This is a genomic window from Pandoraea horticolens, assembly GCF_902459555.1.
Classification (GTDB): domain Bacteria; phylum Pseudomonadota; class Gammaproteobacteria; order Burkholderiales; family Burkholderiaceae; genus Pandoraea; species Pandoraea horticolens.
Map to the genome: position 1 here is coordinate 1 of NZ_CABPSM010000023.1, position 14,425 is coordinate 14,425.

The 14,425-nt window shown below is 56.7% G+C and carries 12 protein-coding genes, 5 pseudogenes and 1 other annotated feature; of the genes and pseudogenes, 7 read left to right on the plus strand and 10 right to left on the minus strand.

All coding sequences use genetic code 11. The annotated features are described in order from the left end of the window. Positions 1-134: 134 nt before the first annotated feature. A complete protein-coding gene (locus PHO31112_RS24350; RefSeq protein WP_246178539.1) occupies positions 135-689 on the minus strand; it encodes a carbonic anhydrase in 555 nt (184 codons plus the stop codon). 385 nt (positions 690-1,074) lie between these two features. Between PHO31112_RS24350 and PHO31112_RS24355 the strand changes: the two are divergent. Beyond that, a pseudogene (locus tag PHO31112_RS24355) lies at positions 1,075-1,200 on the plus strand (recombinase family protein); the annotation flags it as partial. A 168-nt stretch (positions 1,201-1,368) separates the two neighbouring features. Here the strand turns inward: PHO31112_RS24355 and tnpB are convergent. The 4 genes from tnpB to PHO31112_RS24380 all read right to left on the minus strand — a co-directional run bounded on the left by tnpB (position 1,369) and on the right by PHO31112_RS24380 (position 3,684). Continuing rightward, positions 1,369-1,539 (minus strand): IS66 family insertion sequence element accessory protein TnpB, encoded by a 171-nt coding sequence (gene tnpB / locus PHO31112_RS24365; protein ID WP_343042796.1) that lies wholly within the window; start codon positions 1,537-1,539, stop codon positions 1,369-1,371. A gap of 246 nt (positions 1,540-1,785) precedes the next feature. Continuing rightward, complete coding sequence (locus PHO31112_RS27970) at positions 1,786-1,959, minus strand: 2OG-Fe dioxygenase family protein (protein ID WP_174995869.1); 174 nt, start codon at positions 1,957-1,959, stop codon at positions 1,786-1,788. A gap of 7 nt (positions 1,960-1,966) precedes the next feature. Further along, the gene (locus PHO31112_RS27975) at positions 1,967-2,413 is read right to left on the minus strand and encodes a 2OG-Fe dioxygenase family protein (RefSeq protein ID WP_150623925.1); all 447 of its coding nucleotides are present in this window, start codon (positions 2,411-2,413) and stop codon (positions 1,967-1,969) included. Next, a complete protein-coding gene (locus tag PHO31112_RS24380; protein WP_150623927.1) occupies positions 2,410-3,684 on the minus strand; it encodes an argininosuccinate synthase-related protein in 1,275 nt (424 codons plus the stop codon). The genes PHO31112_RS27975 and PHO31112_RS24380 overlap by 4 nt, the downstream gene beginning before the upstream one ends. A gap of 421 nt (positions 3,685-4,105) precedes the next feature. Here PHO31112_RS24380 and PHO31112_RS24385 point away from each other — a divergent pair. Together PHO31112_RS24385 and PHO31112_RS24390 are read left to right on the plus strand one after the other, a co-directional pair. Next, positions 4,106-4,528, plus strand: a pseudogene (locus tag PHO31112_RS24385) (IS3 family transposase); the annotation flags it as partial. Then, positions 4,382-4,498, plus strand: a sequence feature (AL1L pseudoknot). (Overlaps the previous pseudogene by 117 nt.) A gap of 215 nt (positions 4,529-4,743) precedes the next feature. Then, positions 4,744-5,385: an alanyl-tRNA editing protein gene (locus PHO31112_RS24390; protein WP_150623929.1), complete on the plus strand. Its 642-nt coding sequence runs from the start codon at positions 4,744-4,746 to the stop codon at positions 5,383-5,385. A 981-nt stretch (positions 5,386-6,366) separates the two neighbouring features. On the opposite strand, the gene PHO31112_RS24395 is transcribed toward PHO31112_RS24390, so the two are convergent. The 3 genes and pseudogenes from PHO31112_RS24395 to PHO31112_RS27445 form a co-directional block, all read right to left on the minus strand. Beyond that, positions 6,367-7,890, minus strand: a complete 1,524-nt coding sequence (locus tag PHO31112_RS24395) for a hypothetical protein (RefSeq protein WP_150623931.1) — start codon at positions 7,888-7,890, stop codon at positions 6,367-6,369. Between the two features lie 1,058 nt (positions 7,891-8,948). Further along, a pseudogene (locus tag PHO31112_RS24400) lies at positions 8,949-9,050 on the minus strand (transposase); the annotation flags it as partial. A 191-nt stretch (positions 9,051-9,241) separates the two neighbouring features. Further along, positions 9,242-10,324: a hypothetical protein gene (locus PHO31112_RS27445; RefSeq protein WP_217427072.1), complete on the minus strand. Its 1,083-nt coding sequence runs from the start codon at positions 10,322-10,324 to the stop codon at positions 9,242-9,244. A gap of 294 nt (positions 10,325-10,618) precedes the next feature. On the opposite strand from PHO31112_RS27445, the pseudogene PHO31112_RS24410 reads away from it, so the two are divergent. The 3 genes and pseudogenes from PHO31112_RS24410 to PHO31112_RS24415 form a co-directional block, all read left to right on the plus strand. Beyond that, a pseudogene (locus tag PHO31112_RS24410) lies at positions 10,619-10,729 on the plus strand (transposase); the annotation flags it as partial. 42 nt (positions 10,730-10,771) lie between these two features. Next, positions 10,772-10,875 (plus strand): annotated as a pseudogene (locus tag PHO31112_RS28290) (DUF1153 domain-containing protein); the annotation flags it as partial. A gap of 243 nt (positions 10,876-11,118) precedes the next feature. Beyond that, positions 11,119-12,237, plus strand: a complete 1,119-nt coding sequence (locus tag PHO31112_RS24415) for a hypothetical protein (protein WP_150623933.1) — start codon at positions 11,119-11,121, stop codon at positions 12,235-12,237. 108 nt (positions 12,238-12,345) lie between these two features. Here the strand turns inward: PHO31112_RS24415 and PHO31112_RS27450 are convergent, their stop codons facing one another. Further along, positions 12,346-12,513, minus strand: coding sequence for a hypothetical protein (locus tag PHO31112_RS27450; RefSeq protein WP_217427074.1), 168 nt, complete (start codon positions 12,511-12,513; stop codon positions 12,346-12,348). A gap of 600 nt (positions 12,514-13,113) precedes the next feature. Between PHO31112_RS27450 and PHO31112_RS24420 the strand changes: the two genes are divergently transcribed. Beyond that, the gene (locus tag PHO31112_RS24420; RefSeq protein WP_150623935.1) at positions 13,114-13,449 is read left to right on the plus strand and encodes a hypothetical protein; all 336 of its coding nucleotides are present in this window, start codon (positions 13,114-13,116) and stop codon (positions 13,447-13,449) included. Between the two features lie 391 nt (positions 13,450-13,840). On the opposite strand, the gene PHO31112_RS24425 is transcribed toward PHO31112_RS24420, so the two are convergent. Then, positions 13,841-14,383, minus strand: a complete 543-nt coding sequence (locus PHO31112_RS24425) for an IS3 family transposase (protein ID WP_150623937.1) — start codon at positions 14,381-14,383, stop codon at positions 13,841-13,843. Between the last annotated feature and the right edge of the window lie 42 nt (positions 14,384-14,425).

Consider the following 14,425-nt stretch of genomic DNA (forward strand, 5'->3'; position numbering starts at 1 on the left):
GGGTTAGCGAATGTAGTTCAACCACCGGGGCCGTGATTCTCTAGACACCCGTGGTACGAAAATATCCGTCAGGTCAAGTGCGGCATGGCCGACCGCCGCGGCCAAGCCCGGGGGGCTGCCACGAATAGCGTCTGTCAGTCGATGAGGTCGATTTTTCCCGTGCCGAGACGATAAACACCGCCGACGATTCTCAGCTTCCCCGCCTTCTCCGCCTCTTGAATGATCGCCGATTGCGTTTGCAGATTGACCACGCTATCGCGGACGTTCTGCGCAATCGCAGCGCCCAGTAGGTCCGTCGCTTCGCCTTTGATCTTGTTCACCGACGGCAGTATTGCCGTTGCGAGCGACTGGATTCTCCCTGGATACGTCGCACCCTTCGTCGCCACCTTGACCGCCGCATCCACCGCGCCGCACTTGTCGTGTCCGAGCACGACGATTATGGGCACCTTTAATTCCGCGACTGCATATTCAAGGCTACCCAGCACGTCGTCGTTGATGAAATTGCCTGCGACACGCGTGACGAACAGATCACCCCGTGCGCTGTCGAACGCGTACTCGGGGGCAATTCGTGAATCTGCGCAGCCTAATACCGCAGCATAAGGATTTTGCCCACCGTTGAGCGCTTCTCGCTCATGAGCGAAATCGTGGCGCCGAGTGAGTCCCGATACATACCTAGCATTCCCTTCCATCAGACGCTTGAGTGCGTCGTCAGGTGACAATGTGTTCTGAGGTTTGGGCAACACCTTGGCCTTCGCAGCGACCGCAAAATCGGTTGACATGCCACCGATCGCTGCGACGAATGCGGAGACACTAGTCATGCGCAGGAACTTTCGACGGGCTGGCGCTACGGCTACCGCCGAGCAAGTTTTCGAATCACACATTCAACGTTCTCCAAAAAATGAGACGGGACGCATCCCGATATCTTTCCCACTCATCCATCAAACGTAGGTTTGATGGATGCTTGCCACCCATGATTGAAACCTCTTCAGGTGCCGCATAAAAAGTGTCCCGCTTTGGCTTTCTGATTTCAATGTCCGACTACACTGAATTTTCATCGGCCAACCGCGAATGAGTATGTTGATCGGCTACGCACGGGTGTCGACCGACGATCAGCATCTCGAGCTGCAACGCGACGCGCTCGCGGCGGCGGGCTGCGAGCGCATGTTCGAAGATACCGCCAGTGGTGCGAAAGCGGAGCGCAATGCTCCGCGGGCGGCGTAAGTCAATCCCGCCTGACTCGCTGATGCAGTTGCGGCAGCGGCTCGACCGGCTGCCGCACAAAAGCCCGGAGTGCGCGGCCCAGGTTGCGGCCATCGCCGATCTGTACGATACCTCGAAGACGACCGCGTACCGCGCTTTGCACCACTTTCAGCTGATGCGAAGGTAATGACGCTGGCGATGTTTCTGGATCACGGACAGATCGATCCCGTCGAGTAGCCAATGCAGTTGTTCGACGCTGAGCGTGACGATCTCCTCAGCACCGGGCCAGACAAAGCGATTGACCTCGAGTCGCTTCATCAACAACCAAAATCCATTCAAGCTGGACGCCGTTGGGCAGGCGCACCTGTATGCTTGCGATGATCTGTGGCTGAGAAACGGGCATTCAACCGTGACGTCGACCTTCTACTGGCACCAGAAGTCGGGCGGCGACAGCGAGTAGCTGGACGTGGCCTACCCGGTCCCGCCGCTACCGCCGGTGACGCGGCAGCGCTGCCGGCCATCGCGCTCGGCGGGCAGTCGGTTCAGTCGTCGGGGCACACCATTACCGTGTCGAGCGTCGACCGATCAAACCTTCGAGTACATGGCAACCAGAACATCGCGATAGCCCTCGCACTCCGACTTGGTGCAGGCGATGGGGGTAACACCATGCTTCGTCAGGTTATCGTCCAGGAACAAAAAGTCACCCGGCTCTCGCAGCGTCACGGAATGAAGCGAATTGATTCCGTTAGCCTCATACACAGAACTTTCACCGCCGATAATATTTTCCTTGGCGCCAAGTCGTTCCCGGATGGATTTCGCCTGTGAGTTTCGAGCCCCCCAAAACGATCCGTTGAAAAACGACGTTGCCAATGGTCGCTTCTGTGATTGGCGTGTAGTGCCGGTCGATATCCCCGTTCAGATAGTTCACCGATCTCGGTTGTCGATAAGGGACATGCGGCAAGAGTTCAAGAACCTGCATCTTCACATCGACCAGAAACTCTGAATAACGTCGACGCCGGTAGCGACCACCGTCGGCCATGTAAGGATCGGTCTCGACCTCGTGCCATCTGGCGCGAAACTGCTCCCACGCAGCGGAGTGCGCCGAACTTTCATTGATCTGGTTGGCGATGTTTCCCGCAAGATAGGCCCGTTCGAGCAAAGCATTCGCATTGCCGTAGGAATAATATTCTGAAGCTCTCGTAGATTCTCTCATTCCATATTGGCGAGTTCACCGGATCCATTCACGAGTGCAGAAATTCCGATGCTCGATTCGCGACGTGCATCGGCATCGTGCAACGCGAGAAGACTTCTCGCACCGCGCACTCGCGCGACTTGCTTCTCCCAGGCATCACGATTGGTCAGGTACCGCGGTTTGGACGCTCGAATCGAGCAGACGTCGGCCGCGCCTTCGCGGAGTTTGTATTGCACTAACCCCGTCACCGCCGTCGCGACGTGGTTCATGAATTGATCGATGGCACCTCGTAGTCCGGCGAACCAACGGCCTTCAACTGCTTCCCGCACCCATACCTGCTCCAATGCCAGCTTCTCTCGCAGCAATTCCGTGTCGAGTGTGGCCATTTCCAGATGCCGGTACGCATCCATGAGGAGGTGTGCTGCTGGCGCCTCCCGGACTTCCAACACCTTTTCACCTTGATCCAGATGCTCCAGCCCCGCGTACCGGCCAACGCCGAACGCTCCCACGTGTTCATTAAGGCGTGCAATCAGCTCCACTAGCGAAAGTCCGTCTCCGTTTATGGCAACCGGAGTTCCCTGGTGGAATTCAATCGATATTGTGTCGGCATAGCTTGCGCCAGGTCGCTTGGCCGTCCATGTAAAAAGATGACCCGGAACCAGGAATGATTCCGGATTATCAAGCGAACCGGACTCAAACTCGCGGCACCACAGATTGGCGTCGCCACTTGTTCCGCGCGCCTGAAATTTGCTCAATCCGCAGCGGCGCAATGCGTCGATCTTCTCTTCGCGTGTTAGCGCGGAATATTCGTAGGGGCTTCCGAAGAACCCGTCGAAATTCAGCTGATCTAGTGCTCCGTTCAGTCGACGCAGGCTATTTTGCGATTGATTAGCAGTATGTACAATCACCTCGCATCCAAACTTCTCGGCCTGTTCCATTGCGATGCTGCAAATGATCGGGCGTGAGAGCGAGGCGCTGATCGGATATAGCGACATGTACTTGGCGTTACAGCGCAATGCCGGCAGCACCGCTTCCCGGGCAAACCGTTCGCGACCATCGCATATAATCGATTGGACCCCAAAGTGCGACGCGATCGTATTGAGATCCGCTTTATCGATGCCATCGCCTAGATCGACGGTCACCGCAATCGTCTCGCACGACCTGTGCTTCGACAGCACACTCAATACATAACTGCTATCAACACCACCGCTGAAAAGCGTCAGTACTCGGTTGCTGCGCTGAGCGACGTATTCCAGATCGGACAGACTTCGTATTTGGTTTTCGGTTCTCATAGCATTTCCAGAAAATGATTTCACTCATGACCACATGAGTAACAGGCTCGTGTTGCCCATGCTCAGACCGGCACCAGACGCTGCAAACATAGATCGATTCATAGCCGGTCATCGCGCGTGAACTCCGTCATCTTGTCATTGTGCTTGCAGCAGGCTGTGGATACGTCGAACGATGGGCCCCAAATTGGCATGCGCCAACATGCTGTGGCAGGGTGTCGAACACTTGAGCCAAACAATGGATCCGCGACGTCGCCATTGCACACAGTAACGTGATGCCACAACGCCTTTGTATCAACCGTCGTGAAATAACAGTGAAACATTTGCGAATTACGTAGTTATCGATTCGGCATTACTCATAGGTCAGTAGTATCGGAGACTGAACCGCACCGGATTTTGTGGAGGCGTCCATATAAATGGAGCCATGAACAAGAAGCCACGCAAGTTTTCCCCAGAGATCCGGGAGCGCGCAGTGCGCCTAGTGCGCGAGCAGCGTGGCGAACATCCGTCAATGTGGGCAGCGGTCGAGGCGATTGCGCCGCTCATCGGCTGCACGCCACAGACACTGATGGGTCAAGCGCGACCAGATTGACCATGGAGAGCGCGCCAGCACGACCACGGATGAGCGTGAACGGATCAAGACCCTGGAGCGTGGGGTCAAGGAACTGCGGCGCGCCAACGAGATTCTCAAGACCTCCAGCGCGTTTTTCGCCCAGGCGGAGTTCGACCGTCGTCTCAAATCCTGAAGGCCTACATCGATCAACATCGCGACACCTTCGGGGTCGAGCCGATCTGCAAGGTCTTGCGGATTGCCCCGTCGGGCTACCGGCGCCATGCTTGTCGGCTGGCAGGTCGGTTCGTCGATGACCACGGGCTTCGTACCGGATACGCATGCTCAATGCCAGTTATCGCACAATCAAGCGTCGATTGCAGGACGAAAGCACATCGATCGAGTCCATTTCGAACGACGCAATCACGGCATTCCAGTCGCAAGATCGTACAAGCCAAGTCGAACTCGCTCTCAGTATCCTGTTGGGCGACTTCAGGAAAATGGGATTGGCAATGACGCGAAAGATCTTCTGGGATGACCCTTATCGAACGACTTTGGATGCGGTCGTTACCCGCGTGAACGGTGATCTAATTCAGGTGGATTCGACGATTTTCTTTGCCTTTTCTGGTGGACAGGAAAGCGACGCCGGCTCGTTCGGCGGCTATCCGGTGGTCAAGGCGGAAAAGCGAGGACTCGACATCGCGTACACCTTGCCGCATGGTCATACGCTGCGAGTCGGTGACGTGGCCACATGGCAAATCGACTGGGCTCGACGGTATAGGCTGATGCGCCTGCACTTCGCCGCGGAAATGGTTTTGCAACTGGTATATCGATTGCGACCCGGTATCGAACGCATCGGCGCGCATATATCTCAAGACAAGGCGCGGATCGATTTCGCCAGCGATGTAAGTCTCCTGTCATTGTTTGCGGAAATCGAATTGACAGCGGTAGATTTGACGAAGCGCGATCTGCCGATCGTGACCGATTTCAGCGATGTTCGAGCGCAGCGCAGGTTCTGGAAGGTCGACGGCTTCGCGACGATGGCGTGCGGCGGGACGCATCCAAGATCGACGGGCGAAATCGGTGCGGTGAAACTCAAACGAAAAAATCGGGGCAAGGGGAAAGAGCGAATCGAGATCACACTTGCTGAATAGACGCATGGTTTCACGCAGTTGAGTGCTTGTTTTTCAAAAACACAGGGCGGCTACGGGCCGCCGCATAAGATGAATTTACGAGAGAGGCGGAGGCGGGCGCACAAACGGAGGGTATCGCCAGGAGCGGTCAGTCGACAAAGCTCAAGCGAATGGTGGCGCCTTGTCGAACTGGCAACACCCGATCTAGTGCGCAAAGCCGTCGTCCGGGCGTGTGTCCGTGGCCCTTAAGAAGGTTCTGATCAGTTCGACAATTTCTTGCGGCGCGTCTTCAAGACAGTAATGGCCGACGCCAGGGAGTTGGTGGATCTGTGCCATCGCGTTCGCAGTGCGAAGGTCGCGAGTTCGATTCTCATCCGCGCCGTCAATAAAATCAAAGGGTTACAGGTGATTTTCCTGTAACCCTTTTTCGTTTCTGCTGCTCATGTAACCGCTGTGTAGCCGGATTTTGTCTATCCGGATCTGCGTCATTCATCTATCGCTTCGATGTTCTTCTGTCGCCGTGACGTTCGAAACGTGCGGCAAGCCAGATACCTTTTTCTACATTCACCGTGGGAATGACTAAGGTCCTCGACTGGCGTGAGTCGGTCGGTCGTTAAGGTGCCGCGTGCGTGGCATGGACGGCTGGAGTCCACATCGTGAGCGCGGCATTACGGTAGGCCATGCGGGCTAAAAATCCAGTGCCTACGGCAGCATAACCACCAATTCCAACACCCAAGCTAACCCACAGCAGTCCACCGAAGGAATCGCCCTTTTGTGGCGGGTGCAGAAGTATGTCGGAAAGCCGATGAAGACCGCGGCTGGGGGCTGACAGATGGCGCTACTAATCCTGAATCTCCTTCGTCAGGATTCTGTTCGAACGGCAACGGCTCGCCGCTCAGAACGAAAGTTCAGCCCCACGAAGGGGGCTGACACATTAACTGTTTTCCGACCAGCCCCGCTTGCTGACCAGACAGTCTGCGGACAACCTGCGGTTCACATCGATCATGCGCCATCCTTGCGGAGCCGGTCCTCGGCGCGCTTCGTCAACTTGCCGTCTGCGCGCAGGTAATTTTTCAGCGTGCCAGACGCAACGCCGTACTGCCCGGCCACGCCGTCAAGCCCCCCCGCTTTACCAATCCCCTGCTTGCCGAGGTGCTGCCACGCCCGCAACATCTCAAGGGGGATGTCCTTGCCCGGCGGGTTGAGCCGGTCCTCGGCGGGCTTCGTCAGCGTGCCGTCTGCACGCAGATAATGTTTCAGCGTGCTGGACGCGACGCCGTACTGCCTGGCTACGCCGTCAAGCCCCCCCGCCTTACCAATCCCCAGCTTGCCGAGGCGCTGCCACGCCCGCAACATCTCGAGGGTGATGTCCGTGCCCGGTGGGTTGAGCCGGTCCTCGGCGCGCTTCGTCAGCGTGCCGTCTGCACGCAGGTAAATTTTCAGCGCACCAGACGCGACGCCGTACCGCCTGGCCACGCCGTCAAGCCCGCCCGCCTCATCAATTCCCTGCTTGCCGAAGCGCTGCCACTCCCGCAACATCTCGAGGGTGATGTCCGTGCCCGGCGGGTTGAGCCGGTCCTCGGCGAGCTTCGTCAGCGTGCCGTCTGCACGCAGATAATGTTTCAGCGCGCCAGACGCGACGCCGTACTGCCTGGCCACGCCGTCAAGTCCCCCCGCCTCATCAATCCCTTGCTCGCCGAAGCGCTGCCACGCCCGCAACATCTCGAGGGTGACGTCCGTGCCCGGTGGGTTGAGCCGGTCCTCGGCGCGCTTCGTCAGCGTGCCGTCCGCGCGCAGGTAAATTCTCAGTGCGGCAGACGCAACGCCGTACTGCCTGGCCACGCCGTCGAGCCCGCCCGCCTCATCGATCCCTTGCTTGCCGAGGTGCTGCCACGCCCACAACGTGTCGAGGGTGATGTCCGTGCCCGGCGGATTGAGCCGATCCTCGGCGGGCTTCGTCAGCGTGCCGTCTGCGCGCAGGTAATTTTTCAGCGCACCAGACGCGACGCCGTACTGCCTGGCCACGCCGTCAAGTCCCCCCGCCTTGTCAACCCCCAGCTTGCCGAGGCGCTGCCACTCCTGCAACATCTCGAGGGTGATGTCCGTGCCAGGCGGGTTGAGTCGATCCTCGGCGCGCTTCGTCAACGTGCCGTCTGCGCGAAGGTAATTTTTCAGTGTGCCGGACACGACGCCGTACCGCCTGGCCACGCCGTCAAGCCCGCCCGCTTTACCAATCCCCTGCTTGCCGAGGTGCTGCCACGCCCGCAACATCTCAAGGGTGATGTCCGTGCCCGGCGGGTTGAGCCGGTCCTCGGCGGGCTTCGTCAGCGTGCCGTCTACACGCAGGTAATGCTTCAGCGTGCCGGACGCGACGCCGTACTGCCTGGCCACGCCGTCAAGTCCCCCCGCCTCATCAATCCTCTGCTTGCCGAGACGCTGCCACTCCCGCAACATCTCGATGGTGACCATCGCTCTGCCGCGCCCCGTGCCAGTTTCTTTGCGGAGGATCTGGGCCGGTGGAGGCATTAAATCAGCACCTTTCCCGCTGCCTGCGTCCTGTGGCGCTACGCGCTTTCGATCGCTGCCGCTGGCATGCGTCTCCTGAGTTTCGGGGGGCAGCGATCGTTGGACCGAGGTCGACGTCACGCCAGAGAACGCATCGGCATGCGACGCCGGTACCCCTTGCATGTCCAGCACTGCGTCAAGTATTGCTGCTGTTGGGGGGCGAGATGGGTGTTGAAGCGGACTCGACGACATGCCAGAGAACGCACCGGTATACAACGCCGGTACCCCTTGCATGTCCAGTACTGCGTCAAGTATTGCTGCTGTTGGTGGACGAGAGGGATGTTGAAGCGGACTCGACGGCATGCCAAAGAACGCGCCGGTATGCAACGCCGGTATTCCTTGCATGTCCAGCACTGCGTCAAGTACTGCTGCTGTTGGTGGACGAGAGGGATGTTGAAGCGGACTCGACGGCATGCCAAAGAACGCACCGGTATGCAACGCCGGTATTCCTTGCATGTCCAGCACTGCGTCAAGTACTGCTGCTGTTGGTGGGCGAGAGGGATGTTGAAGCGGACTCGACGGCATGCCGGATGACTCACCGGCCTGATATACCGCACGCACGCTGGCGGTCAGCGTCGGCGGCTGCTGTGCGCTTTGTCGGGGTGGTGTTGAGGTTGATGCAGCCACTGAGGGCTGGAGGCACTGAGCCTGTGCGCCGGAAATGGGAAGCATGGCGTTGCCTGATAGAAGTTCTTGTTCGCGATGTGCCCGCCATCGCCAGATGGCCCATTGCGGGCAGTCTCACTGTTACATAAGCTCGCCATCGGCACTTGCATGAATCGCTCACTGGAGTACCTCCACCGACGATGCGTTGACGATTGACAGTGGCACACCGGTCGATCCGGCGAACAGGGAACCTGATTTTTATGACGGCCCTTGAGGTCTTCCAGTTGTTGAGGCCTGTTCGTGCGGGGATTTCCAGTTAGGCGCAGGGCTTACCCATGACGCCGGATATATGTACGCAATCGACTCCCGTGCTCATCAAAACATCAACTTGCTATCTAGGGCAGTCCATATATGTAGAAAGCCGCCTCGCATATTCCGAGCTTGCGGCAGATCTCTTCGACCTTCGTCCCCAGCTCGGCTTGCTTCAATGCAAATGCGATTTGCTCTTCCGTAAATTAACTCGTCTTTATGGCATGGCCTTCGTGTCCGGTCAGACACATCATGCCGAATTTCTCTACTTTTGAACCGGACTATTTCTTGGGTCAGGGTCATGCGTGGCATACGTTCTCCTTGTTGGGAGCATGTTATGCCTCGAACACGAAATTCCTGACAGGCCCGGCGGGACTGGTCGGAAAACGTGGCAGGGTCAGTTATTTTTATCACACCCGTGCTTTAGAATTGCCGAGGTCAGATTAGCGCGGTTCCCACTTATGTAATCAACTGCATATAAGGCCTGATCGGCATCGTTCGGGTCGAGCAGGAAGGGTTCCATTTTAGGTTTCATGTCTGCGAATAGGTTATATTGATCCACGGAGGCGTAATGTCTCGTACGAGCAGACCATGGCAACCGCATAAGCTCTTCATAAGAGGGAGCGGTTCTGAGGGAAACGCCTGCGTTTCCAATATCCGAAATTAGTGTCTCATTGCCGTAGAAGGTGACTTCGTTCTGGCTGAAGACATCACGGATCGCTACAAGCAGTTTGCCCTTCTCTTCCGCGCCAATTACCCCCTCGAAAACACGCGGGGCCAGCATAATGGCGACAGACGAACCAGGTACAACTCCTCCTCGCAGGGGTTTCAGAGCCCCGACAATTTCAGCTTCGGTGAATAAACGCCGATTGCCGGAGGAGGTTGTATAACTGCCGCCAAGCCAGATGACATCATCCGCTGCAGTAAGCGGAGAGCCCTTGACATCGCTAGCGGCAAGCTTGGCAGCCGAAACAGTTGCGATGATCTGCGAGGCTTTCCTCCAGACTTGGTTTCGCTGAGAATCAAGGAGGCGATACCCCGAAATGCTCCTCAGTTTGAGCAAGGTCAACTGCGACCGGGTGAAAAACAGATTGAGCACCGTGCGCTCCCCCAATTTCTGAAGCAGTTCGAGCGTATTCTGGTCGATAAGATGAGCATAAAGTCCGACTCTCTTCCCGGAGAGCTTTGCACTGATGGTGTCTGACTGGACGACATCGTTTGCGGCGCCCTGTCCGATAACAAGTACGCAATTGTATTTGCCTAGCTCGAGTTCATCTAAAGGCATTTGGGACAGATTGACCAAGTCAGGCATACCCCGGTGCCAACGATTGCGTATGACTACGGCACCCGCAGCATCACCACCGCCACCCTTGGTAATAATAAGAGTGCGAAAACCATCCTGCTTTAATTCACGTCCCTCCGCTACATAGGGACCAAAGATCAGTGTCAAAAAGGCGAGTTTGCAGATTACTGCCCTCATATTTTTCTCCTCATGTTTCTCACTTGCCTAGTTTCTTCGGATCAGTTTCAATTTTTGAGAATGGCCTCGATTGTTTCAGTTGAACAATATCGCTGCTTGAACTCGTTGGGCGTTAGGTAGTCAGCCCTGAACAATTCAATTTGCCGACTGCCAGCATCAAGCCATCGAGACGTTGGCAAAGCTGCAATTAAGAAAAGCGATAAGAACGAAGGCGTAAAAGAGCCTCAGTTGACCTTTCCCCTCCGAAGTATCCCACTGTAAAGTTAGTGGCAAGGCCGCAGGAGAAACCTTGTCATGAAGAAGTCGCGATTTAGCGAAGAACAAATTATTGGAGTGCTGAAGGAGGCCGATGCAGGCATGAAGGTCGCGGACCTGTGCCGCAAGCACAGCATATCGGACGCGACGTTGTAATGACCCAGTGAAAACCTGCTCACGTCGTAATCGACGATGAGCACAAGAATGGAAGAAGACATCAAACAGTGGACGGCGAAGCGCAAGAGGGCGCTGTGGACATCATCCAAGGCAAAACGACGGTATTGGATCGTACCCGCAGAACCCGAAGCGGGAAACAATCGATTTCGTTGACTTCATCCATGTTTGCGTCCGCAAGCTTGCCAATCCAATGGCTACAACGCTAGGGCGTCCCTGTCTGAGCGCTTACGATCGTTTTCTGAAAGCCGTATGTTCAACAACAGGCCATTATTGAGTCGCCGGACTGAGGTAATCGACCGGCATAAGCGGACTCTCACTAATTACTCAGAACGAGAAGCGATTCGTCGTCGCTACCCGAACGTATGGATATTCGTCTTAGTGGATTTTTGTACTCTCGATCGATCAACGAAAATGATATTCGTGCAAGCGTAACCGCTCAGCGCGAGAAAGATGTGGTCAGTCTATGGGGAAAAATCGCCGACTGGTTTCTTGGCACAAAAGTCGAGGCTGCCAAGGTCGCTCTTTTTCGCCTCGCTCACGCGGACACGCTGGCACAACAACTGACCTCGTTTTCTGAACTTAAACGGTATGTGGCGCCTGCACGGCAAGACTTGTTGACGTGGCAGATCTCCGACAATGACCCTCCCGTTTTCCAAATAGGGGATTTTGAAATCCTGTGCCACGCTGTTACGGAAAACACCATGGCGAACCTCCCCCCTTTCGATCTCGATGACAGAGCCCGCCTGCTTTGTTCGATGCACTACGATGGCCAGAATGTTGTCTCCGAGTATCACTATTTTGCAGCGCAATCCTTAGCGTTCACGGAAAGGACCCCTGACGCGGTGCGCGCGGCCCAGGAAAGGTTCTTGAGCCTAAACCCCAACCTGCTCCGCGCCGTAAAGCTCATTGGCCTGGATCAAAACGATGTCAAAGGCGATTTCGCTCGTGACATGAGCCTGACCGTTGAGCGCATGGTCTCTCAAATGACGGAAGACGAGGACACCACTGTACGGGCGGCTCGGAATGCAGAGAGCCTGTCGATCTTTGCTACTAATAGCAAGCGTGTGCCGGACCCGTCGATGTCCCATAGTGACGTCGCGCTTGATCCGGCGCTGCTCGAAAGTACACGGGCAGCCATTCGTTTCGTGCGTGAATCCAGCGCGCGCGCCGACGCCATACTTCAAACGCTCACCGAGCGGATCAAAGTCGGCCAGCTGCGCGAAGCGAACTCTGTCTATGCGGTGTTCGCCGAACGGTATCCGGGCAATGCACGCCGCGTCGCGGGCATAGTGCCCATCAAGGTGTTTCACCACTACTGGATGGGCCACCTCGACTACGACCATCTCGGCGACCAGCGCGTGACGACGTGGCAGACGCAGAACCCCAAGTGGGAGGACGATGGGGTGAAAGCGCTTCTCGGCGGCACGCTCGATACGTGGGCAGAGCAAGCGTTGACTGAAATTCGCAGGACCGCAGTGTGATTGCCAGCGTTTAGCGTTTGAACCCGCCGCGACCTTCCTGGGGCGTGGCGGCATGGGGTGAAGGAGCGTGACGCGCCAGCCTGGTTTGTCGGTGACGACTGGGCACCGTCATTCGAAGCAATGGCTTGAGAAGCCCTCGCCCCTCCCCGCACTGAAGCTCGTCAGTTGCGGATAATGCTGGCTGAAAATCGCGCCAAGGTAGGTTGCTTCACGACCGCGAAAAATGAGCGCGTAGCCGCGATCAAGCACGTCCAGCTCGCGCACTAAACTTGACATCAATTCGGATTAGACATTAACTGGATCAGTCGCCTCCTCGCCACTCGGGTCGCCGACGTACCACGACGTTGCGCGACTGCACTAAGCGCGGCCACACCCTGATACGGCCGTTCGGGCTTGTGCCACTTGCCGGAACGCGGATGCAGGAGCCTCGTCTCGTCGGGCGTGGTCGAATAGTGATTTGTTGTGCGAAATGGGAAGCGGAACGTGAGGACTGCGTTATGCCCAACAATGGACACATTGCATCATCCGTAGACCCGATTTATGCCGCTGTTTCGTATGTTCCAAAATGGCACATCCTGGCATACGCGAACCGCTCCGGCAATAAGCAACTTCAAGTCGCTTATGGGAATGAAGACCCGGATCACCCGAGCCCCACACTCTCTCAGTCCGTTAATGATTATCCCGCGATGGCCGTTTTCAACGGGGTGGTGCACCTGGCACATCAAACATTCGGTACCGATCACGCGGTCTGGCACATGACGTACGCTAATCCCGGATCTGGTGTACGGCGGTAGGCGGGGAGCACGAAGAAGTGCCCCCAAAGGGAATTTGTGTGACCGCCCCACCGTCGGGTGGCCGAATCCGGGGAGAAAGCGAATGGAAAAGTCCCAACCGGAATCATCAGCAAATGTCCTGCCCGCCGGGTCACTGGAATCCGTGAACCTGAATGCTCCATCGACGCTGAACAAGCCGTCGCTCGCGTCGCAGCCTGCAATCCTCCCGACGAACGTCGTCCCAGGCGATCCGTATTACCTGGTCAGTCAGAAGGATGGCTATTATCTCGGTTCATCGAACGGGGCCCAATATGGTCAAGCGATAATGGTGCCTCCAGAACGCAAAGATCTGATAACGCAAGTTTATTTCGACAAAGTGCCGGTCAGAGGCAATCTTGCTAGCATATTTTTTATGGTTACAAGGGCTATAAGGACGTAAAGCTGCTTTCGGATGCCGACATTCTCGATCACAGTGCCAAATGGTACACGGTCGGCTGGAATACAAACGAGGGTATGTTTCCCCACCTATCCGTAACGGGATTTTTCGATGCGTCCCCTTCCTTATTCTCGGACGACGTATGGACACTGGCCCATGACGAGGACGGGGAAGCAGTTACGCAGCGTCTTTGGGCGTTGCTCTTTACATCTATCAATCTTGACTTCGAGAGAGGCCCTCTATGACGATGAGCTGTGGAGGGTTCTGCAACCGCTGCTGCCGGTTGTGTAGCCGTAGCGAAAGGCGGGCGTCCGCGGGTGGGTGATCGCGCAGGCTCACGACATTGTGTGTTCCGTAGTGCCCCCGAATGAGTAAGCGCCACGGATCGAGAGAGTTATTCCCGAATCTGGATCTTGTCGCGCGCATCGCTCAATGACAAGAACCAGTGCGCGTTCAGGCATTCATCCCCCGCCTTCAAGGCGTAATCGACGGTAAACGCCAAGCTCTCCCGACTAAAACCATCGACTACAGTCAAGGCCCGGATTTTCTGTCCGTTGAATAGCTGATCGGCCACGAAATCCATGCCCCAGCAGGCGTTCACGGTAGAGACTTCCGGACGCTCCATGCGGAGCGCGGCAGCGACACGACGACGAGGCCGCTTGCGCCGCAGATTCAGTCCCTCTTCGCAGTCGATTCGGTAGGTCTTCTTGTGATTGATCAACCAGCCTTCGCGTCGCAGTAGAACGTGAATGCGCTCTACGCCATAACGTACCCGAGTTTCGACAATCTCCCGGATGCGCCGACGCTCGGCACGGTCATCACGTGGGCTCGGCACAGAGAAGTACGTGGCCCGGCGTAGCTGCAATACCGCTGTTGCCCGCCGGATGCTCGCCCGATACGCTTGAATCAAAAAATTAACCAGCTCGTGCTTACCCATGACGCCGGATATATGTACGCAATCGACTCCCGTGCTCGTCAA